The following is a 20,508-nucleotide window of genomic DNA, read 5'->3' as shown; positions in this document are numbered from 1 at the left end:
CGACGTGAAGCGCCTCCAGAACGACGCGATGCAGGCAACGTTGCCGTGCGCGTCGGTGCTGAAACACCGCGGGTAGGTAGCCGACTTCGGCTCCCCGCAGCGTGCTCGTTTCCTTCTTCCTCCGCGGTTCAGGCCCGCACCTTTCATCTTGCACTTGGAGTGTCATGACCGCCGTCATCGAGACCGCCGATGGCTCCCGGATCACCGTAGATGTGGATGCTGTAGCAGCCCGCCGCGCCGCCAGCTTGCTCCCCACCGCTGGTCGGCTTGCCGCCGGCTACGCCCGAGAAGAAAAGCGCTTCCGCAAGTGGCTGCAGCGGCACTGGGGAAGGGCACTCACGCTCTACTTGCTCGCGTGGCATGAGACGAACACGCTGATGGTGCGCACTCTCCAGCAGCGTGAAGCGGATGCGACTACAAAAATCGATCACGTACTAGAGGCGTTGCTGCGACTGCAGACCCGAGCGTGTCGTGTGGCGTACGAGGTGTACGCCGACGTACGCGGTGGAGCTTTTGGTGCTGCGCTTGGACGCTGCCGCACACTGCACGAGTTGGCGGTGATCGCGCGAGTGATCGGCGAGTACGGCCGCGATCCGGAGCATCCGGATCTAGCTGAGCGCTATGTGCTGCACGAGAAGGTGCTCGCCTACAACGACGCGCTACGCCACCAGAAGCATGCGACGACGCTGGGACAAACACCCATTGCCGCCGACGAGCTTGACAGCCTGCGTTCCGAACACGATGCGTTGGTGAGCCGGTTCGGTCCACATTATCGAGGTAGTTACGGCTGGGCCCACGACCTCCGGGGCGAAAGCCAGAACCGGATGGAGTTCGCGGACCTGACCAGGCTCGCCGAACTGGGACATCTGGAGCCCTATTACCGTCGAGCCAGCCATGAGATTCACGCTGACGCCGCGGGCATCCGGACCGCGCTGCTCCCGGTCGACGAGCAGCTGCTGCCGACAGGCGGCAACACGACCAGCTTGGTTGAACCGGCCAATCTGGCCCTCCTGCTCTTGCAGCACTGCACGACCAGCCTGGTCTTGTTCGGTATCAACCCACGGCAGGCGCACGCGGTGATCTCCCTTCGCACGATTCAAGTTCTGGTGGACCGCACCAACATGGAACTGATCGCTGGCTGCAAGAGCTTCGAGGCAGAAACCCTGCGCGCGATGACGAGCAAGTGGGCCAGGTTGCGCATGCGCTGGGTCATGTACCGCCTTAACCGCGCTCTCTCCGTTGCCGTGGAAGCGGATGTTCGAGAGGACAACAGTTCTGGCTAGGCCTCGTTCTGGATCGGCTGGAAGGAGGCTAGCGATCGGTTGACCAAGGAAGCGGTGTGCTGCGTTCGTCTGTCCGCTCGTCGAGGTCGTGCGTGACGAAGTCGTGGAAGCTGTCGTCGGTGAGCTCTTGGCGTGCGGCTGGCGCTACGTGCTGGCGTTGTGCCTTGCATTCTCTCCAATCCGCGTGGGCGTGAAGGTTCTGCAAGGTCGGCCATAGCCATCGGTTGCGCCACGCGATCATCTCGTCTGATGGCTGGTCTCCCGAGCAGTAGGCGTGACGCCATGCCGCGTACAGAGCAGTGAGCTCGTCGACGGCGACGGTGTGGCAGTACCAGCACGGCGGGATTCTCATGTCCGACGACAAGGGATACCGCGCGATGAGGTAGTCAACGAACCACCGCAGCTCACTCCACAGCTGCGCTGCCTCATCACGCGCGAGGAACCCCCAAGCCCACCTGTTGGGGCGCCTCAGGTTCACTCGTTCGACAAGGCTCTCCTGCAACTCCAACAGGAATTCGCGCAGTGACTGAGTCTCGTCGCGGACCGTCGCAACGGAGCCCCCAAGCTCGGAGACGACGCCCGCGAGCTCGGCGAGCTGGTGGTCGTGCAGTTCGCTCGTTGAGGCGAGATCCGAGACCACCTCTGGCAGGAACTCCACGTCCAGGACCGGTACCTCCTGGGCTGGCGGACGTGTTCTGCCCGCGCGGGCCTGCAGGTCGTCGCCGGATTCGAGAGGCTCGAGGGGGTTCTCAGCCATCGTCGGCCGGCGTCTCGGAAGCTGAAGCCCGTCCCGACAGGGAAGCAGCGAGCACCTTGCGCACTTCGGCTCGGCTCTGGGTGACGAGGTCCGCCAGGTCCGGGGTCTCCCACCAACCTGGGAGATCGACCTTCGCCGCACGCAGGTTGCGGTAGAACAGCAAGCCCTCGCCGTCGCGGAGTTCCCGGATCTCGTCGATGGTCAAGGCACGCTGCCTCCACGGGGAAACCGTGACTTGGTCGCGTGCGGCGGAACCGGTCGACACGCTGGTTTGGTCGATTATGCGTTCAGGCAGCAAGTCGGAAAGGGCCAGTAGGTCTTTCGAGTTGCTCAAGCCTCCGAGGACGAGCTTGATCGAGGCGCAGTCCCAGATCTCGGTTGCCTCCTCGATGCCCCAGCGCTGTCGCAGCTGTGAGAAGTTCTGCACGTAGACGTAGACCTGGATCCCGCGTCCGCCTGAGTCGGCCAGGCGGCTGCTCAGGTCGTCGACCGGTGTGATGTTGGCGGCCTCGTCCATCACGATCCGAAGCGGCGGATCCAGCCTCAGGTCTCCATAAGCGGGCGCACGAAGCTGCTCTGCGGTCGGACGCTGAGACAGGATGTCCGCTCGGTGCAGCACCTCGACCATCAAGGCGTTGACCATTGGCGCCGCGGAGTTCTTTTTGCCGCGACTCACCATGTAGAGCGTGTCTCGGCCGCTGCGGATGAATGCGTCGATGTCGAACTGCTGGTCGCCTGGCTGGGGCGTGAGCGCCCGCATGATCGTCGGCGACGTGAGCGGGCGCAGCAGGAGCTCGAGTGTTGAGTAGATGCCGCCGGCGCCAGAGGTGTCTGAGGTGCTTTTCAGACTGTCGAGCAGGTTGCGGAGTCCGTCGGCGATCGCGGGTGCGGCCCGGTCGTCGGTCTCGAGGATCTGAGCGGGTCGGTAGGACTGGCTGGTGGTCCACAGCCACAACGTGCTCAGGTCGGAGCCGCTCAGCGCGGCCGCGTGCAGCATGGCGGCGAGCACGCCCTCGCTCTTGCCGCTGAAGTACCCGCCGTTCTTGGTGTCCTCCAGCGGCCGGGCGCTGCAGATCGCGACGGCTCGGCGCAGCGCGACGTCGAAGTCGTCACAACCCCGGATCGGGTTCCACCGCAGCTTGTCCGGCCAGGGGACGCGGTCTTCCGGATCGAAAACCCAGACGAGACCGCGCTTGGCGCGTTCCATGATCGTTAGTTCGATCAGATCGAACCGGGTCGAGGTGGCCACGAGCGCGCCGGGGGCTCGCAGGACGTCGGACACCGCTTGCCGTGCGGTCTTGCCCATCCGGACTGGAGCGACAACGAGCTTCGAATCTTCGTGGGTTCCGTAGATCCCCTCGGCCGTGCCCGGCCAGCGAGCGAACAACGCGCCCGCGTCGTCCGCGCTGATGTCGAGGAAGTTGGCCAGCGAAGGGCGCAGCCGCGGTGCGTCTTTGGTGACAGCCGTGGCACCGAGACGTTCTTGGACGGTGTGGCGGTCGGCCAGGCCGGAACGGAGTTCGGCGCGGCGCCGATAGATCCGGTTTCGCCAGGCGAACACCCTCATCCACAACGCGAGCTCCGCGGCGAGCACGACAAGCACCGCGCCGTAGGTGAGGACTGCTGGCCCGGGCCGGGGATCTGTGGGCCAGCCGGCAGCGGGGTCGGACAGGTGTGTGGCCCAGCCGATGATCGTGGACGGTAGGAGCCGGGGCGGCGGCCAGGCCCAGCCATGCCCGACCAGCCAGCCCGAGAGGGCGGCGCCGACCAGACCAGCCAGCAGGGTCGTCGCCAGAGCCGCACCGAGCAAGGGGTAGAAGACCCCGTAGAGCGGCCTGGGCGACGACGGGATCTGGTGCTGCTGACCGGGCCCACTCATTCGCGCCAGAGCATCCCGGTCAACGCGCTGTCGGTGTCGGTGAGTGCGATCTCGCGAGGTGAGCGCTCGTGCCGCACGAGGATCGGGTCACGGGAACCGATCTGGAGCAGACAGGTGCCCTGAGCCATCGTCATGATGGTTTCTTCGGTGCCGGGCGGGAGGTTGTAGAGCGCGACGCAGGCAGCCGCGTCCGCGTAGCTTCCCTGGCAGTAGATGAACCTGGTCTCTGCTTCCTGTAGCAGCGCACGACCGGGGCTGTCGGCGTCGAGGTCGACGAGGTGCTGGAATCCCGCAACGGTCGACAGACCAAGTCCACGGGAAAGCTTGGCGTTGCGGCGAAGGATCCTGCCGGTCGAGCCCTCCGCGACGTGCCAGGCCTCCTCGATGATGTCGACCGTTTGCTCAGCGCGTTCGGAACGCGCCGCGAGCATGTTGGTCTGCCACGTCGTGATCAGCGCCATGACCACCCGCAGAGCCGGCCCCTCGGTGGGCAGAGCGCTGATGTCGAAATGCGTGAGGCCGCTGGGATGATCGAGGTTGACGTCCGCGCTGGTCTCGCCGTCGACCAGGCCCGCGAGGTCCTCCTCGATCATCCGCTCCAAGCCGAACGCCGGATCCAGACCCCACTCCTGCAGTTCAGACACCGTGCGGTTCAGTGTCTGAGCCTCGTCGGTTCCAGGGTGCAGCAGGTGGTGCACGACATCGCCGATCACTGGCACACGGTCGCGCTCGCGGGCATCGCGGGTCGCGCTGACCAGCGCTAGGCGCAGGGCCTTCCCCTCGCGTTCGGTGACAGGCCGCGCGAGCGCTTCAGCCAGCACAGCGCGCAGCAGCATCATCTGCCCGGTCGGCCGATCGGTGCGGTCAATCGTTTGACCGGAGTCATCGATCTGCTCGCTTCCCAGCGCGATGACGGGATCAAGGAGATTGAGGCGACTACCGGTGCCATCGACCGTGAACCGGATGCTCGGCGCTCCCAGATACTGGGCCAGAGCGGTGTATTCGCCACGCCCGGCTTGCAGCTTCTTGTCGAGCACGACGACGCGCCGGCCACGCAGCAGCAATTGCCGGGTGCAGGCCCAAGTCTTGAGCAGGGAGCTCTTGCCCTTGCCGACGTCCCCGACCACCACCACGTTGACCGAGCTGATCAGCTTGTCCTCGTAGCTGACGAACGGGTCGTGCACAACGAGTTGGCCCGACAACAGATCTGTGCCGACGATCAGTCCCCGGCTGCTCGTCGGTGGCGAGCTGAGCGCGAGATTGAGCGCCTCAGCCTGCCGGGTCGTCGTCGACATGGGCTCGTTGCGCGGTTCGTACCAGCCCCACCGATCCAGCCACCGCCGACGGGACGGCGGCGGCAGGAAGTCCAGCCGCGGTGGTGGCGCGGCTGGCTCCGGCGGCCGCCATCCGACCAGCGGAGCCGGCCGCGCGCGACCAAAAGCACGTGTCCACTGGCTGGCTCGGCGAGACATCATCGGGTCTCTTTCACCGCGGCACTACCCGCCAGCGGCCGAGCGCTCGGGGGAACGCGTTCCTCCCAGAGTTGTTGCAGCAGCTGAAAATCTGGCTGGCACACGCCGCCCCAGGAACCGTAGGTCTCGCCTCGCAGTAGCGCACTTGCCAGGCACTTCGTGCGGACCGGACATCCACTGCACAGCCCGGCAACGCGAGCTCGTTCATCTTGTATCGCTCGCCTTCCGGCGAACCGAGCTCCTTCGCCAGGAAAGAAAACATCCGGATCGCTGCTGCGGCAGGGAAGGTCAGGCACCGCACCGATCAGCTCGTCGAGCACTTGCCAGTCGGTGCCGGCATGGCGCAGCGCTTCGGCGATTCGGGCATAGTGAAAGATCGTCGGCTTGCGCATCACGCCACCGCCATCCCGCGCGCGAGCGGGTAGGTCGCGATGACGGCCGCGTCCTGCGCACGGTCCTGCCAGTCCAGCTCGGTGAGCGCGGACTGGGCGGCCTCGTTCGCGACCCGCATGCACGCGCGCCGAAGTTCGGCCGCGCCGGCAGCGGTCACCGAGATCGCCATTGACCAGTCGACGCCCTGATGCCCCGAACCGGGCGCGAGGTCGTGCAGGCGGCGTTGCGAGGCTGAGAGCATCGTGCTGTCGGTGCCGTCGTCGACGCGGCCCTTCTTCGCGTCCGCCAGAATCGACGCGCCGTCCTGGGCGACGTCGGCGCGCGCCCGTGCGCGGGCGAGTTTGTCCGGCACGAACTCCATACGGACGCTCAAGGTCCGAATGACCGACGGCGTGACCGCCGTGAGCAGCGGTGCCAGCCACCGCGGCCCGAGCGGCGCCGGGGCGATCCCGTCGCGTGGAAGGAACGCGGTGCGCGTGTGCCACTCCTCGTTGACGACCATGTGGTCGGGCTCTGTGGTGTAGCTCTGCCAGCAGGTGTCCCACCGCACGCCTTCGTGTTGGTCGATCGGCCACCTGGGATCTTGCAGCGACCGCAGCACGGCGCAGGTGCGTTGCTCGCCGAGGACCTGCGGGCGGGTGAGTTCGGCGCGCACCGCGAGGTCCGCGAGCCGCGCCAGCTCGTCGCGCACCAGGCCCGCCCACCCTGAGGGACCATCGGCGTGGCTGCGTGCTTCCTCGTAGAACTCGCCGGTCAGCGGGAACCGGGCCACGAGATAATTTCGGTGTTGCTCCGCAGTGCTCGCGGTCAGGTCGACGAGTTCCTCATAGGACTCGATCAGAGGTTCCAGACCGGGCCGGGTCGAGAGCCGCTGGGAGATGAACTCGCGGTGTGGTGTGGCGTCATGCGGGAGGATCCTGTTGATCTGCTGCAAGCCGCGCAGGTACGACCCAGCCTTGGCCAGCTGCGAGAGCAGCACGCCGTAGCGGACGGACGCGACCTCGTAGGCGCGTTCGGCGCGCAGTCCTGACGCCTGGCCCTGCACCTCCATGAGAACGCTCAGGTAAGGCGATTCACCGGGGTTGTGGTGCCACAGGATGAACATGTGCTCCCACGGTGTGCCCCGCAGGTCGAGCGGTTCGACCCGGCCCAGCGGCGTTGGCAGTGTCCACAGTGGCCCGAACAGGTCGCTTGGATCGGACTCGCGGGCGAGCTGCGGTGCTATGAACGTGGTCTCGCCGCGGATCCGGCGGCGGCGCCACCTCCACGACCACAGGACCTGCGCGGCGATCGAGCGGCGGCCCCACGGCCGCACCAGCCCGTAGGTGCCGGCGAGCACGGCGAACCCGCTGATCGCCCCGGCGAGGTCGCCGACCGTCAGCCACAGGATGAACGCGATTGCACCGGCCGCGCCGAGCGCGACGTAGGCGGGTGTGCTCAGCGAGCCCAGCAGACCCCGGCGGCTGATCTCGCCGCCCAGTACGGAAATCCTCATTTGTCGTCCCCCCGGACTGTCTCTTCGTCGGCCTTGACGGCCCGGTGCGCGCCCTGGCGCATCTTGTTTCCGGCCGCGAGCGCGGCCTGCGCGGCGATCCCGATCGGTCCCATCGCGCCGCCGGCCGCCGATCCCGCCTGCGAGGCCTGCGCGGTGGTGCCCGCCGGAGCATGGCCACCGGGACCGGCCGCCGCTCCTGGCTTGCCCGCCCCGATGCCCGACGCGGAGCCGCCCGAGCCTGCGGCGGAGAAAGGACTGTTCAGGCTGCCCTTCATTTGCGGGAAGCTGGACTTGCCGCCAGAACTGCCGCTGGCCTGGCTGCCGGACGCCTGCGGTTTCGATGACGGCTGTTGCTGCCGTGGCTTCGGCTTCTGGCCTGCGCTGTAGGTCTGCGCGATGGAGTGGGCGCCGTCTTGCCCAGGCCCGCCGTCCTTGTCCTCGCTCTGTGAGCGGCTGTGCCGGTGACGTTCGAAGGCGGCCATGCCCGCGCCGACCACCGCGGCAGTGCCGAACCCGGCGGACGGCTGCGAGTCGTGTGAGTCCTCGGCGGTCGGCAGCAACGGCGCGTACTTCAACAACGCGAACGGAGCGAAACCGACTACGATCAACGCGACGATCACGACCACGATCTGGCCGAGCAGCGGCATTCCGCCGACCTTCATCGCCGGGATCGAGAGGTTGCCGTCGATGAGCGCGAACACCGCGCCGAGCAAGAAGTACAGCAGCGGCTTGGACAGCAGCAGCCCGATGTAGGTGTAGACCGGCCGGGCCGCCTTCGGCCGCCACTTCGGGTGCACACGCATGCCCCACGCGATCCCCGCCACCAGCCCGGACAACGGGAGGGCGACGGACTGCAGCGCGAAACCCACGAACACCGCGCCGGTACCGAAGATCAGCAGCCCGAACACGATGCTGCCCACCCCGGCGCCACCGGGGATCATCACGGCGGTCACCTGCGACAGCGCGGCCAGTTTCGTGATGGCGCTGCCGATGTAGTCGGACTGCCACGCGGCGATCCCGCTGGTCATCTTGCGCACGGTCGCGTGCAGCACCGTGGCGATCGCGGGCGCGAACACAGCCAGGAACACCCCGAGCGGCAACTGTTTGAACAGTGCCTCCTGCAGGTCCTCCCGGCCACCGCCCCTGGAGGCGGCGCGGGAGATCATCAGCACCGACATCAGCGCCATGACCATTAGCCCGAGTCCGGTCGACGCGCCATAGGTGGCCAGGAACCACGGCGAGCCGGGGTCGAAGTTCCCGACGGTGGCCAGGCCTTCGAGTAGCACCCGGACCGTGAAGTCCACGGCCGAGGCGTGCAGAGAGTTGGCCAGCTCGTCCATCGCGCCGGTCGGGTTGGCGACGAACTTCGCGATGTCGACGGCGACCGACAGGATCGAGGCGAACGCATCGATCTGCATGCGCCCGGCGGCAAGATGCGCCTCACCTATGATCTTGAAGAACGCGCCGATCTTGTCGAGCCAGTGGGTGTTGTTCGAGATGAATTGCGACAACCCGTGGAAGAAGTTCGCGATGGACTCGTTCCACTGGATGCAGCGTTCCTTCTTGTCCGGCACCATGACCGCCCGGCCGCAGTCGACGAAGAACGCCTTCTGACAGTAGGACGACACAGCATCAGCACATGGGTCGCTGAAGTTCTTGATCAGGTTGCTGTCGCCGGCGGCGTACGGCTTCATCCGCTCCAGCGACTCGGCGTCCGGTTTGGCCGCCCACGTGAGGTTCCACGTGTTGCGCACGGGGGCGGTCCACTCGCGGATCTCGTCGGCGCAGTAGCGGAACGCCACGTTGAAGGAGTGGTCGGGGCCGAACACCGCGGGGAACGTCGCCGGGAGTTCCGGCGGTTCCCGGTTGACGTCGGCGGTGTTCTGGTCAGGCCAAAACTTGGCACGTTCGCTGGGCGGCGTGGCCCAGTACAGCAGCCGCGACTCGACCTTCATGACCTCGTTGAGGTAGAGGCTGAGGTCGCCGCCTTTGTCTTTGCACTCCGGTGTGCTGAACCAGGGTCCTTTGCGGAACTCGCTGGTGTCGCCGACGTACTTCACAAGGTCGGGAGGGAAACCTTGCGGGATTTTGCCGTTCGTCGGTGGCTGCGCGAGCGCCGCGGGCGCGAGTGTGAGAAGTAGCGCCAGAACCGTTCCACAGAGGACGGTCAAGCGTCGGAACATGCTCCCCCCATAGGTTTATTGCTTACTCGATCGTGATGAAGAAGCTGTAGAAGGCGACCTGCTTGCGCTCGGGCGCCGGGGCGGTGTCGTCGGTGCCGGGCTGGGGGCCGTCGACGGTCTTGACCGTCGCGACCTTCCAGGTGTCGGCCTCCCAGACCAGCCGGTAGGTGACCGTCGACCACCGCTGCGCGCGTAGAACGCCTCGGCCGCCCAGACCTGGGCCGATGCCTACCGAGGACACCCACAGCTCGATGACCGCCTGGTCGCCGGTGAAGTCCTTCACCGTGAAGTCGGCCGGCGCCTTGGAGGTTCGGTCGTCCGCGCTGCTCGCCTTGGTCTGGGAGAACAGCTGGCGCGTGGCCTGGTCGGCGCTGCTGGCGATCCACGTGGTCTTCACGACCTCGGGGTCGGCGTGGCCGTGCGCGACGGCGGGCTGCAGCTGCACAGCGATCATCGCCGCGCTCGCTGCGCCCTCACGGTCGCGGGTGAACCCGTTCGGCACCCCCTTTGTGATCCTCGTCGGCCCGTGCTCGCGGGCCCCCGCACCGCTGGGCACGTCGCTGGGCTGCGTCTGGCCGGGCTGTGCCTGCTCGCCGGACGAGGGCAGCGCGAAGCGGCCAATCAGCACGCCGCCGCCGAGCGCGACGATGAGCAGGAGGACCAGGACAAGCGGGCGCACGGCACCAGACCGGGGGCCGGCCTGCGTGCTCGTGGGCGTGTTGCGGGACAACGTGTTCTCCGATTCCGCTAGAAGATCGCGATCACTGCACCGAAGATCATGCCCAGACCGGCCAGCGCGAGCAGAGCGAATACCGACTTCTTCGCGGATTCCGTGTGCTCGTGCACGTCTGCGGAGTAGCCACCCTTTTTGGCGCGCTGAAGCTCGACCGTGGCCCGGATGAACCCGAACGCCACGATCAGGAACGCGATGCCCCACACGCCGCCGAGCAGTGTTTTCCAGGTGGAGTTGAACGCATCTCCCCACACCCCGAGATCGGGCTGGACGCCGTCGAAGGGATTGGGTGAGCCGGTCGGTGCACCGGGTGGGCCGGAGTCCTGGGCGAGGAAACTCACCTCCGGGTTGTTGCGGTGGAACATCATGTGGCCCTTCGCAGATGCAGCTCGGTGACCGACCCGTGCGCGTCGCTGGGAGGCGGTGTTGCGGTGCCGGCGGGCTGCTCGGATTCGTGGTGCTCCTGTGCGGGAGCGGAGGTGCCTGCCCGGGGTGGTAGTTGGTCCGGGCGTGGGGTCCGCTGGGCAGCGAGCCGGTCGGCGACTGCGGCCGCAGCGCCCACCCACGCACGGCGGGAGGCCTCGCTGATCCGGGCGTGCACGATCGGCCGCCCGCCCGCGAGCTGCGGGTCATAGGGCACCTCGACCACCAGGGCGGTGCGGGCGGCGAAGTAGGTGAGCATCTGCCGCCGCAACGCCGGGGGCGCCGCGGCGGTGGCGGGGCCGACGACGGTGACCGCGCCGGCGACGAGGTCCGGTCGGCGGGCGTCGAGGTGGTCGAGCATCCATGCCGCGCTCTGCGCGACATCGGGCTCGAGCGTGATCGGTACGACCAGCTGGTCGGCCATGCCCGCGGCCCACTGCCAGTTCCCCGCGCGGACGTTGTCGCCGGTGTCCATCACCGTCAGCCCGAAGTACCGGCTGAGCAGCAACCAGATCCGGCCGCACTCGCCGGGCCTGATCTGCTGTGCACGGCCCGGGTCGGTGTCGCTGGCCAAGACCTCGGCGCGCGAGGGTTGCGAGCGCAGGTAGTGGGTGAGGTCGCCCGCCGTGCCGACGGCGGTGAGTTGCTCGGCGGCGCCGAGCAGATGCCACACGTGGGTGTTGGGCGTGGCGACCTCGGCGCGCTGCGCGAGGGTGCCGCGCGCCTCGTGGTTGTCCCACGCCACGACCGGTCCGCCGCGCAACGCGGCGAAGGTGTGCGTGAGCATCAACGTGGTGGTGCTGACCTGTGCGCCACCCTTGGGGTTGGCGACCATCACCAGCCGGCCGCCCCCGAGGTGCTGGCGCACCGCGACCTCGGCTTGCCGGTGCCGCGCCTCCTCGCGGCCGGGACCGGGTTTGAACAGCCCGCCGGTCACCTTCCTCAGCCGGGCACGCCACCCCCACGTCGCCGGATCGGCCGTCACCGGCGGCTGCACCGCCGCCAGTTGCTCGGGCCCTGGGCGTTCGGTGAGCACGGCACTGGGCGCTGCGGCTGGGCGCGGCGGGGCAGCGTCGTGCAGATCGACGGGTTCCTCGGCGTTGTAGCCGTTGCCGGTCACCACTGCAGGCCCCCGTGCGAGAGCCCTTGCCGTGGTCCCGCGATGTCCTGGGCGGGCACGCGTTTCGGGCGCACGGCCGCGAGGATCTCGTTCGTGACCTCGCGAAGAGACCCTGCCGTATCGGGTGTCTCGCGTGCCTGCCCACCCCCCAGGAGCAAGGTGTCTGTGTTGGTGAAGTACCAATTCGTTCCGCGTAGGTCCCAGCGCACCAAGCGGCGCTGATGGCCCTGTTCGGCAGCGTCCCGTGCCATGGCCGTAGTCGGGGCCGTGTGAACAGTCCAGGAGTCCGGCTTATCTATCGGGCGGAATTCCATTCCACGTCTCCCTTCGTGTTGAGCTCGTGTCGCTCGAACTTTTTCTGTGCTTTCATTCGCGAACTCCTTCTTCGGCTGGCGTCTACGGAATTGGGCGGGCACCGACATTCCGGAAGTCTCCGCCGGTTCTGACTTTGGAGACCTTCACGACGTCGCCGCTTTGTGGGGCTTCCAGCATCAGGTGCTGTCCGTTGATCTGCCCCAAGTACATTGCGACGTGATGTGTGCCCCAGAACAGCAGGTCACCTGCTCTGGCCTGAGCGAACGGGACGACGAGCTTCGCGCGGGTGAGCTGAGCGTCCGAGGGCCGGATGATCTGCACTCCGGCCTGCGCGTACGCGTACAGCGTCAATCCCGAACAATCGAATCCGACTTTGTTGTAGTCGCCGTGCGTGTCGGCGACACCGCCGTCGCGCACGCCTTTCGTGGGGCCGTCGGCATTGCCGCCGCCCCAGGAGTAGGTGATGCCGAGCCACGACAGACCGGCCGCGATCGCGGTGGCGACCTGCGGGGAGGTCGCGCGCACGACGCCAGCGACACCGGCCTCCGGCGGCAGGGTGACGTCCGAGCCGGTCACGGTGACCTGGATCCGGCCCATGAACGACCTGTCCGCGCAGTCCAGCGGCGGCCCGGAACTGTCGTAGAGCGCGGCCACGACCGCCTCGGCGAACGGCTGGTGCCGCTGGTAGCGCCAGCCCTCACCGCTGCGCTCGACGTCCTCGGCGAGCTCGTGGTTCGACCGGGCGTCGGTCTCGTAGCCCGGTGCACGTTTGAGCAGCACCGTGAAGAAGCCCTTGGACGCAGCGGCGGCGTCGGTGCGGTCGTAACCGACGTATACATTCCAGGGTCCCGGCGCGATCTGTTGGAACACGCCGACAGCGTTTCCGTTGTGCGCCAACGGGTTTAGCGTCGATTCCTGCATCCCGGCCTGCAACGCGATCACCGCGCCGCGGCGGGTGATGTTCATGGCCTTGGCGACCCCGAGGATCTGCTGCACTGTCGCGGTCTGCGTCGGCGAGAGGGTCACCCCGGCGAACGAGCCGCCACCCTGCGGTGGCGCCGGAGTGCTCGGCCCGGTGCCGGGCACCTGGCAGGTTGCGGGCGGGAGGATCGCGCCGGCGTCGGCGCGGCGGGGTTGCAGCAGCACCAGCACGAGCAGCAACGCGCCGGCGAGCGCGGCGAGGGGGATCAGCAGGAGTTTCGCCATCAGCCGGCCTCGACGTGGACGTCGACGAGCCACCGGCCGTCGGGTTGGCGCAGCACCGTGCGTGTGGTGAACACCTGCTCGGCTTGGAAGGCGACGTCGGCCGCGAGCAGCGTGCGGCTCGCCGTCGCCCGCACGTAGACCTGGTCCTCGCCGCGCGGCGCCTCGGGGATGAGCTCGGCGGTGATCCGGTCGCAGCGGGTGGACAGCTTCTGCTCGACCACCGCACGGTGTGAGGCCTCGCTGTCTCCGGTTTGCAGGTCCGCGGTCTTGCCCGCCGTGGTGGCGAACACGGTTGCTCGCTCGACGTTGTTGTTGCGGGGCTGGCGGTAGTCCGAGGCGCACCACTGCGTCATCCACGCTCGCGTCACCGCGACCGGGTCCGTGAAGTCTGTGGTCGCGGCGGTCGGCGCGGTCGGGGGCGGCGGCACCGTCGACGGCGTCCCGGCGGGTGCGGACGGCGTGATCGGCGAGACGCTCGGCAGCCGCAGACCCGATCGGGGCGACGGTGACGGGCTGGTCGCCGCGGTCGACGCGCTCAGCGCCGGCCAGGTCGGTGTCGGGGCCTCCCGCTCAGGCGCGGGGGAGGAGCAGCCCACGCACACCACCACGGCGAGTGCGGCGGCCAGGCCGGTCAAGCTCCAGGTGCGCATGGGCTTGCTCCTTTCAGAGTCGGGTGTGCGATCGGTCAGGTCGGGTGCGGACGGCGCGCGCCGGGCTGCGTTCTCTGCTCGCGCCGCTCGGTCACAGCGGGCCGCTCTTGGGCGGCCGGGTGTCGGCGGGGCCGCGGTTGCCGGCACCGCGGCCGCGCGGCTTGGAGGCCTGCCACTCCCGGAAGGTGCGGTCGCCAATGAGCCGTTGGATGTGCGGGATGTGGTTCTGCCGCATGCCGACCGGCGACGGGCCCAGCACGGCGTCGAGGTCCGTGGCGGCGTTGGTGTGCCACCCGGCGGCCGCGATCGCTTCCTCGGTCGGGAAGACGTCGGCGACGCGGTGCCGCGAAGGGTCGATGAGGTGGTCCTCGCGGCCGCCGTAGCTGTAGACCCAGCGGAAGTTCTCCGGCGCACTGGGCACGGCGATGCGTTCGAATCGGGAGATTTCCTTGGTATAGCTGTAGATCAGCGTTCCCGGTGTCGCTCGCGCGGCGTCCAGCCAGGCGGACAGGTACGAATCACTGAAGTAGTCGCCGGCGTCGTGCACCCTCACGGCCGCCCCGTCGAACTTCGGTGCGCGGAGCTCGTCGATGATGTCGGCGGTCCACTGCTCGAGGTCGTCGAGGATGCGTGCCAGGTTGCGTTCGTGCTTGGCGAGCACCTGCGGGAACCGGAACGTTCCCGTTCGGGCGTAGCACGCGCGTGCACAGACGCCGGCCTGCTCGCACGTCACGTACCGGCGGCCGTCGGGCAATTTCCCTGCCAGCGCAGGAATTGAGAAGTTGTGGATGCCGTGAGGCCGCAGCCACCGGTTCTGCGTGATCATGCGTTCGGGCCTGGAAGTGTTTCGTGGCATCAGGCTTCACCTCGCACGCGTGCGTTCCCTTGTGGACGGTGCGCGAACAGCGCGACGAGCGTCGCGATCGACGGGCCTAGTGCGACGGCGAGCAGCACGCTCCCGGCCCCGAGCGACCCGTTCGCGACGGCGACCGCAGGGTTGATCATGAGTACGCCCGTGAGCAGGCACAGCACGTCGGCGCCGATGCGGATGCGTGCCGGGCTCCAGTTCGTACGGCGGCCGATCGCGACCATCAGGCCGTCGCGAGGCAGCGCGCCGAGTTCGGCGGACAGGTATAGGCCGGTGCCGACGGCGAACATGACGCCGCCGAGCAGCATCGCCATCACCCGCAGCCACACCACCTGCGGCGCGGGCAGCACCGCGAGGGTGAGGTCGGCGACGACGGCGGGGATGACAACCGCGGAGACGGTGCCGATGCCGGGCTTGACGCGCAGCGCGAGGTTGAGCACCAACAACGTCGACTGCACGGCGATGATCGCGCCGCCGATCGTCCACCCGCACCGGTCGCTCACAGCCCGGTGGAACACGTCGAGCGGCAGCAGCCCCAAGGCGGCGGCGACGAGCATGCCCACCGCGACGCCCATGAGCGCGTTGCCCACGATGACCTGGCCCAGCCTCACCACGAATGGCCGCGACCCGCTGACCTTGGCGGAGCGGTCGTGTGCGGGATCAGTGGGCATGACCGCTCACCCACTCGCGCTGCTGCACCGGCGTGCGGCGGTCGAGCGCGGCGGCCCCGGCCTTCTCCAGCAGCACCAGCAGGTCTTCGGCGACCTCCGGCGCGGCCGCGAAGATCGGGTCGCCCAGGTGCGCGGCTGGTCCGCCGGTGCCCGGCCAGCTGACGACCGACCCGGCCTCCTCACAGATCAGCAGCCCGGCGGCCCAGTCCCATTCGTTGAGGTAGTGCTCGAAATAGCCGCCGTACGTGCCTTGCGCGACCCGGCACAAGTCGATGACAGCGCTGCCGACGCGGCGGATGTCCTCGACGTGCTCGATCATCCGCGCGACCACGGCGGCCTGCGGTCCGCGCTCGGCGGCCTGGTAGCTGAAGCCGGTGGCGAGCAGACGCTGTGCGAGCGGCTTGTCCTTGCGGGCGTCCAGCGGGATCCACTGGTGACGCACGGCCGGGTCGTAGAAGCGGGCTCCGTTGCCGCGCCCGGCGGAGTAGACACGGCCGCTGACCGGTTCGGCGACCGCGCCTGCGAGCACGACGCCGTCGACCTCGATGGCGATCGACACCCCGTACTCCGGGGCACCGGCGTGCAGATTCGCGGTGCCGTCGACGCCGTCCGCGATCAGTCGCAGCTCGCCTGGACGTGCCTGCGCCACACCGCTTTCCTCGCCGGTGAAGGAGTGCGGGGCGTCGCCCCAGATCTCGGCGGCTTCCTGGCGCATCGCGGCTTCGGAGGCCGGGTCGCAGTCGGTGACGTAGTCGGTCTCGCTGCTCTTGGTGGTCGCGTCCGTGGCCCCAGGCCGTGCCATGCGCTCGCGAACCGTGCGTGCACCGGTTCCCGCGAGGTGCTCGGCGTGGATCTGCAGCTGACGTGTATAGAAATGCACAAGGTCTCCCTGACGGTGGTAGATCACGGACGGGGCGGGCCGGATCACCCGATGAGGCGGGTGCGGCGCGCCGAGGCGGTGCGGCGTGACATCTCGCTGTGGCCCGGTACAACCAGGCGCGTCAGGGAGGGGCGAGAGCACGTCGCGTGGAACGAAACTCATGGCGCAGGACCGAAATCATGCATACGGGCCCTCCAGCTCGGGTTGGAGACCGGGGACTGGTGGGCGGAGGCGCCGGACGCGGACGTGCCCAACCCCAGCCGGCACGTCCGCGCCGGCACGTTCGTGATCATCGACCCGCTCCCGTCACGACCGGACACACCGCGGTGATCAGCCCGTCGCGCGGTGCCGCGACCGCGAGCGCGGGGAACACCTTGCGCAGCAACCCAAGTCCGGCCGTGTTGGTCGTGCTGACCGATGCGGTGACTGCGAGCGCGCCGTCACGGGCGGCTTCTTCAGCGAGACGGGTCGTGAGCGCGGTCCCGACGCCGTGGCGTTGCCAGGCGTCCTCGACGAGCACGGCGATCTCGATGCCGCCGGCGTCGAAGAGCATGGAGCCGACGCCGACCATGCTTTGCTCGGTCCACGCGGCGACGGTGAGCTGATCGGCGCGCGAGGGCAGCGCCTCCAGCAGTAGCCGTGCCGCGCTGGGCGTCCCGCCGTGGCAGCGGGACCGCAGCGTCGAGTCCGAGCAGCGGGCCAGCGATCCGCGCAATTCCCGCATGGCCGCGTCGTCGTCGGAGTGGACGTCGAACACCTCGAAGGTGGTCACGTTCCCCACCTCCGCGCGAGCAGCGGCTGAGACTGCAGCAGCCGCAACGGACGCGCCGCGACAGGCCGGGGCCACTGCAACGTCTGCAGCAGGGCGGTCGTGCCGCGTTGGCCGCTGATGAAGAAGTGCCCGCCGGGGAACGTTGTGTGCGTCGCGTCGGTCGCGAGCTCCAGCCACCGTTGCGCGGTGCACGGCGGCGCGTACCAGTCGGCCGCGCCAGACCACGCGTAGAGCGGGCAGTCGAGAACAGTGGGCTTGGTGGGCCAGTAGGTTTCGCACGCCGTGAGGTCCGCACGCACGCGCGGCAACCATGTGCGCAGGAACTGTTCGTGGCGCTGCAACCGGGCCGGGAGACCACCCATGTCGATCAGCTTCGCCAGCAGTTCCCGGTCGCCGAGCAGGTGCAGCGGTTGCTGTGGGCGCACCATCGGCGCGCGGCTGCCGGACACGATGACCGCCTGCGGGGTGCGTTGGTGCTCCTGCAGCCGGACTGCGACAGCGTGCGCGAGCAGCGCGCCGAACGAGTGGCCGAACAACGCCACCGTTGCGGTGTCGTCGGTGTGCGCGAGCAGGTCGTCGGTGATCGCGTCCACCAGCCCGGTGGTTACCTTGGTCACCGGGGCCTCATCACGGCGGTCGTCGCGGCCGGGCAGCGCCACGGTCACCAGGTCGATCCCTTGGGGCAGCAGCGGAATCCACGAGTTGTAGGCGGTCAGACCAGCGCCGGACCAGGGGAACGCCACCAGCGTGTGCCGTGCTGGTCTGGATCCGTTGCGGTGCCGCGCGAGCCACCCTGAACTCGAGGGCGAAGGGGCCGAAGGCGAGGGCGTCAAGATCGTTTGCATGTTCGTGATCACCACACGGGTACAGAGGTCGGAACAGGGCGGGGGAACAGGGCACCGTGTTGCGGGGCGCGGTCGCGCAGCACCCGCCAGAACACGATCTCGTCCGCGAGAACAGCGGGCATGCCGCCGGGGTAGAGCGTGCCGCGCGACATGATCGCCGCGGCCTGGGGTTCACGCGGGCCGTCGATCTCGATGGCGTAGTGGGTTCCGCGCGGCGCGTCGGGGATGAGTTCGCCGATCGGGACCTCACCGTCGCGCAGCAAGACGAGCTGTTCGGGCGTAAGACCCAGGCGCGGCACGTGGATGAGCGCCTTGATCGACGCCAGGTGCGGACCGTCTGCGTTGAGCGGAACGAAGACGCCGTTGCGGCGTAGCACTTCTGTCCCAGTGGGCAGGCCGAGCAGCATGCCCTCGTGCTCGTCGACCACGTCCAGCCGGTCCGCTTCCACCGGCAACCGCTTGAGCGGGTAACCGGTCCACCAGCTCAGGATCGTGGAGAACTTCGGTGCCACCCGGATCCCGCGTGCGAGCCGGGCGACTCGATCGGTGAGCTCATCGGCGGCCGCACCGGATTTGAGGGGAATCACCTGGTCCTCTTTCACATCGCTTGTGGCTGGGGCTGGTGGTGTGGGGCTGGTGCGTCCCACCCCCGGGGAAGTGGGGGTGGGACGCCGGATCTGGGTCCGCGAACCGCTCCTGGCCTCGGTCAGCCCGTGACCGGGTGGTGGCCGTCCTGCAGCTGCGGCGTCGGCGCGGGCTGCGGTGTGGTGCCGGGCTTGGGCGTCGGTTTCTGCGTGCCGGTCGGCGGCTGCCCCGTCGGCCGGCCGGTCGGCTGGCCCGTGGGCGGGTTGGTCTGCGGGTTGGTGGGAGGCATGGTGGCCTTGCCGCACTTGACGACTGCGACGGTGATCGTCTGGGCGACCTTGTCGCCCGCACCGAGGATCTGGATGGTCGCGCCCGCCCCGCCGCCGAAGCTGACCTTGAGTTTCGGGTCGCTGGGCGCGCCGCCGCCGTGGGCGTAGCTGACGGCGCCATCGGCGCACTTGGCCGACACCGACCCGATCGTCTTGCCCGCGACCACCACGTTGCCGACGGTCGCCTCGGCGATCCCGTTGCCGGCCTTGACGGTGATGCCGGTCGCGGACCAGCCCATGCCGGACACCGAGCCCGACGCCGCCTTGACTTCGCCATCGGAGGTGATCGAGGGCTGCGCGGCCTTGTTCTCGTTGCCGGACGCGGAAACGCCGTACGCCGTCGACGTACTCGCCTGGGCACCGGCGAGGCCGTGGACTTGCGCGTTCGCCGGTGCCAGCACGGACGCCGAGCCCGCCGCCGCGAGCGCGCCGATGCCGGCCGCGGCGAGGAACAGGCATGTGGAGTGGGTGGTTGTGCGGACCACGTGGTCCCCCCTTGATGTGGTGTGGCCCTGGGGCCGGGTATGGGTATTCACTTGATCAACACCGGGGTGCCGAGCGGCAGGTCGCCGCGATTCATCGCCTCGGTGAGGCTGGAGAGCGCGTCCGGCGGGATACGGACGCAGCCGTCGGAAGAAGCCGTGCCGTAGACCTCGGGTGTGGGCCATGTGTGCAGGCCGACGGTTCCGGGGCCGCCGCCGAAGGTCTGATGGGTGTCGGAGTGCGTGCCCAGCGGCAGCACGACCTTGGAGAACGTGGAGCCGGTGTCGCGCAGCGCCGCCAGCAGGAAAGTCCTGCCAGCCGGGGTGATCGCGCCGGGCTTGCCGATCCCGGCCTTCCAGCGACCGGTGACGGTGCCGCGGGTGGTGAGCGTGACTTCGAACGCGGCCCGGTCCACGGTGATCACGCTGGGGCTCGCGGCGACGGTGACGTCCGGGATGTCGGTGTACATCCACGCGACGGAGTTGTTGGGGCGCGAAGGAAGCGCTACCAGCGCCCACCCCGGCTGGGTGTCCAGGATGGACAGCCACGTGTCGGTGCGGGTGATGTTCGGCTCGATGCCCAGTGGCTGGGTCGCCGGGACGACGGCGACCGGGTCACCACCGGGCGCGGCGAACACAGGCACCGTCATGGCCGGGTGAGCGACCAGCCCACCTGGCGGCTGGTCGGGCGCGGGGTCGCGCGGCGCGGCCGGGGTCGTGGTGAAAGTGGTGGCCTGCGGGAGCGCGGCGAGCTGCTCAGCGCTCACTGCCCGCGGTGCCACGACCGGCGCCGCCTCGACGGTGGAAGTCGGGCTGGCGGTGTCGTTCCCTCCGAGCGGGTCGATGTGCTGCTCGTCGGCGGTCGGCCGGGTGAGTATGAGGCCGAACACGGCCACGAACACCGCGACGGCGACCAGCCCGGCGCTGGCCAGCAGGGCGGGCCTGCGGCGCGCCTGCGTCGGCGGCGTCTGGTAGCGCCGCGCGCCCGAGGGGGATCGCGGGCCGGGCGTCGGCCGCTGCTCGTCTTCCTGACCAGCCGGTCCGGGCCGGTCACCGTCGTGGATCATCACGACCTCCTAATCGTGTCGTAGGGATAGGACTGCCGGCTGCCGTACGACGCCCGCTGCCTCCAGACATCAGATGTCTTCAGAAAGAACGGCGCGTGTG

At 68.8% G+C, this 20,508-nt stretch carries 20 protein-coding genes; 1 reads left to right on the top strand and 19 read right to left on the bottom strand.

Annotated features, from left to right (window positions below; translation table 11 throughout):
* The first annotated feature begins 164 nt into the window (after positions 1-164).
* Positions 165-1,283 (top strand): DUF5677 domain-containing protein, encoded by a 1,119-nt coding sequence (locus ACH413_RS07280; RefSeq protein WP_360049015.1) that lies wholly within the window; start codon positions 165-167, stop codon positions 1,281-1,283.
* A 28-nt stretch (positions 1,284-1,311) separates the two neighbouring features.
* Here ACH413_RS07280 and ACH413_RS07275 read toward each other — a convergent pair whose 3' ends face one another.
* From ACH413_RS07275 to ACH413_RS07185, 19 genes are all read right to left on the bottom strand, one after another.
* Positions 1,312-2,040 carry a hypothetical protein gene (locus ACH413_RS07275; RefSeq protein WP_360049014.1) on the bottom strand — a complete coding sequence of 243 codons (729 nt, stop codon included), beginning with the start codon at positions 2,038-2,040 and terminating at the stop codon, positions 1,312-1,314.
* Entirely contained in the window at positions 2,033-3,919 is a 1,887-nt protein-coding gene (locus ACH413_RS07270; RefSeq protein ID WP_360049013.1) for a TraM recognition domain-containing protein, read from the bottom strand. Before ACH413_RS07270 ends, ACH413_RS07275 begins: the two co-directional genes overlap by 8 nt.
* A complete protein-coding gene (locus tag ACH413_RS07265; protein WP_360049011.1) occupies positions 3,916-5,214 on the bottom strand; it encodes an ATP/GTP-binding protein in 1,299 nt (432 codons plus the stop codon). The genes ACH413_RS07270 and ACH413_RS07265 overlap by 4 nt, the downstream gene beginning before the upstream one ends.
* Positions 5,215-5,390: 176 nt before the next feature.
* A complete protein-coding gene (locus ACH413_RS07260) occupies positions 5,391-5,783 on the bottom strand; it encodes a WhiB family transcriptional regulator (RefSeq protein WP_360049010.1) in 393 nt (130 codons plus the stop codon).
* Positions 5,783-7,279 carry an SCO6880 family protein gene (locus tag ACH413_RS07255; protein WP_360049008.1) on the bottom strand — a complete coding sequence of 499 codons (1,497 nt, stop codon included), beginning with the start codon at positions 7,277-7,279 and terminating at the stop codon, positions 5,783-5,785. The genes ACH413_RS07260 and ACH413_RS07255 overlap by 1 nt, the downstream gene beginning before the upstream one ends.
* Positions 7,276-9,339: a hypothetical protein gene (locus tag ACH413_RS07250; protein ID WP_360049006.1), complete on the bottom strand. Its 2,064-nt coding sequence runs from the start codon at positions 9,337-9,339 to the stop codon at positions 7,276-7,278. The genes ACH413_RS07255 and ACH413_RS07250 overlap by 4 nt, the downstream gene beginning before the upstream one ends.
* Positions 9,340-9,484: 145 nt before the next feature.
* Positions 9,485-10,141 carry a hypothetical protein gene (locus ACH413_RS07245; protein ID WP_360049004.1) on the bottom strand — a complete coding sequence of 219 codons (657 nt, stop codon included), beginning with the start codon at positions 10,139-10,141 and terminating at the stop codon, positions 9,485-9,487.
* Positions 10,142-10,209: 68 nt separating this feature from the next.
* Positions 10,210-10,560, bottom strand: coding sequence for a hypothetical protein (locus ACH413_RS07240; protein ID WP_396424918.1), 351 nt, complete (start codon positions 10,558-10,560; stop codon positions 10,210-10,212).
* Positions 10,560-11,741: a hypothetical protein gene (locus ACH413_RS07235; protein ID WP_360049001.1), complete on the bottom strand. Its 1,182-nt coding sequence runs from the start codon at positions 11,739-11,741 to the stop codon at positions 10,560-10,562. The genes ACH413_RS07240 and ACH413_RS07235 overlap by 1 nt, the downstream gene beginning before the upstream one ends.
* Before the next feature lie 393 nt (positions 11,742-12,134).
* On the bottom strand, positions 12,135-13,259 hold the full coding sequence (locus tag ACH413_RS07230) for a C40 family peptidase (protein WP_360049000.1): 1,125 nt from the start codon (positions 13,257-13,259) through the stop codon (positions 12,135-12,137).
* Positions 13,259-13,909: a hypothetical protein gene (locus ACH413_RS07225; RefSeq protein WP_360048999.1), complete on the bottom strand. Its 651-nt coding sequence runs from the start codon at positions 13,907-13,909 to the stop codon at positions 13,259-13,261. Before ACH413_RS07225 ends, ACH413_RS07230 begins: the two co-directional genes overlap by 1 nt.
* Positions 13,910-14,000: 91 nt before the next feature.
* Positions 14,001-14,765: a hypothetical protein gene (locus ACH413_RS07220; protein WP_360048997.1), complete on the bottom strand. Its 765-nt coding sequence runs from the start codon at positions 14,763-14,765 to the stop codon at positions 14,001-14,003.
* Positions 14,765-15,448: a hypothetical protein gene (locus ACH413_RS07215; RefSeq protein ID WP_360048995.1), complete on the bottom strand. Its 684-nt coding sequence runs from the start codon at positions 15,446-15,448 to the stop codon at positions 14,765-14,767. The genes ACH413_RS07220 and ACH413_RS07215 overlap by 1 nt, the downstream gene beginning before the upstream one ends.
* Complete coding sequence (locus tag ACH413_RS07210) at positions 15,438-16,328, bottom strand: inositol monophosphatase family protein (RefSeq protein ID WP_360048993.1); 891 nt, start codon at positions 16,326-16,328, stop codon at positions 15,438-15,440. Before ACH413_RS07210 ends, ACH413_RS07215 begins: the two co-directional genes overlap by 11 nt.
* A gap of 289 nt (positions 16,329-16,617) precedes the next feature.
* The gene (locus tag ACH413_RS07205) at positions 16,618-17,100 is read right to left on the bottom strand and encodes a GNAT family N-acetyltransferase (protein WP_360048991.1); all 483 of its coding nucleotides are present in this window, start codon (positions 17,098-17,100) and stop codon (positions 16,618-16,620) included.
* Complete coding sequence (locus ACH413_RS07200; protein WP_360048990.1) at positions 17,097-17,843, bottom strand: alpha/beta fold hydrolase; 747 nt, start codon at positions 17,841-17,843, stop codon at positions 17,097-17,099. The genes ACH413_RS07205 and ACH413_RS07200 overlap by 4 nt, the downstream gene beginning before the upstream one ends.
* Before the next feature lie 110 nt (positions 17,844-17,953).
* On the bottom strand, positions 17,954-18,532 hold the full coding sequence (locus ACH413_RS07195; protein ID WP_360048988.1) for a hypothetical protein: 579 nt from the start codon (positions 18,530-18,532) through the stop codon (positions 17,954-17,956).
* Positions 18,533-18,651: 119 nt separating this feature from the next.
* Positions 18,652-19,344 (bottom strand): hypothetical protein, encoded by a 693-nt coding sequence (locus tag ACH413_RS07190; RefSeq protein ID WP_360048987.1) that lies wholly within the window; start codon positions 19,342-19,344, stop codon positions 18,652-18,654.
* Between the two features lie 47 nt (positions 19,345-19,391).
* Positions 19,392-20,408: a L,D-transpeptidase gene (locus tag ACH413_RS07185; protein WP_360048986.1), complete on the bottom strand. Its 1,017-nt coding sequence runs from the start codon at positions 20,406-20,408 to the stop codon at positions 19,392-19,394.
* Positions 20,409-20,508: the final 100 nt, after the last annotated feature.

It is taken from the genome of Lentzea sp. NPDC020367, from assembly GCF_044387305.1.
In the GTDB taxonomy this organism is placed as follows: Bacteria; Actinomycetota; Actinomycetes; order Mycobacteriales; family Pseudonocardiaceae; genus Lentzea.
Note: the sequence above shows the minus strand (reverse complement) of the source record. Positions and strands in the feature narration are given on the sequence as shown.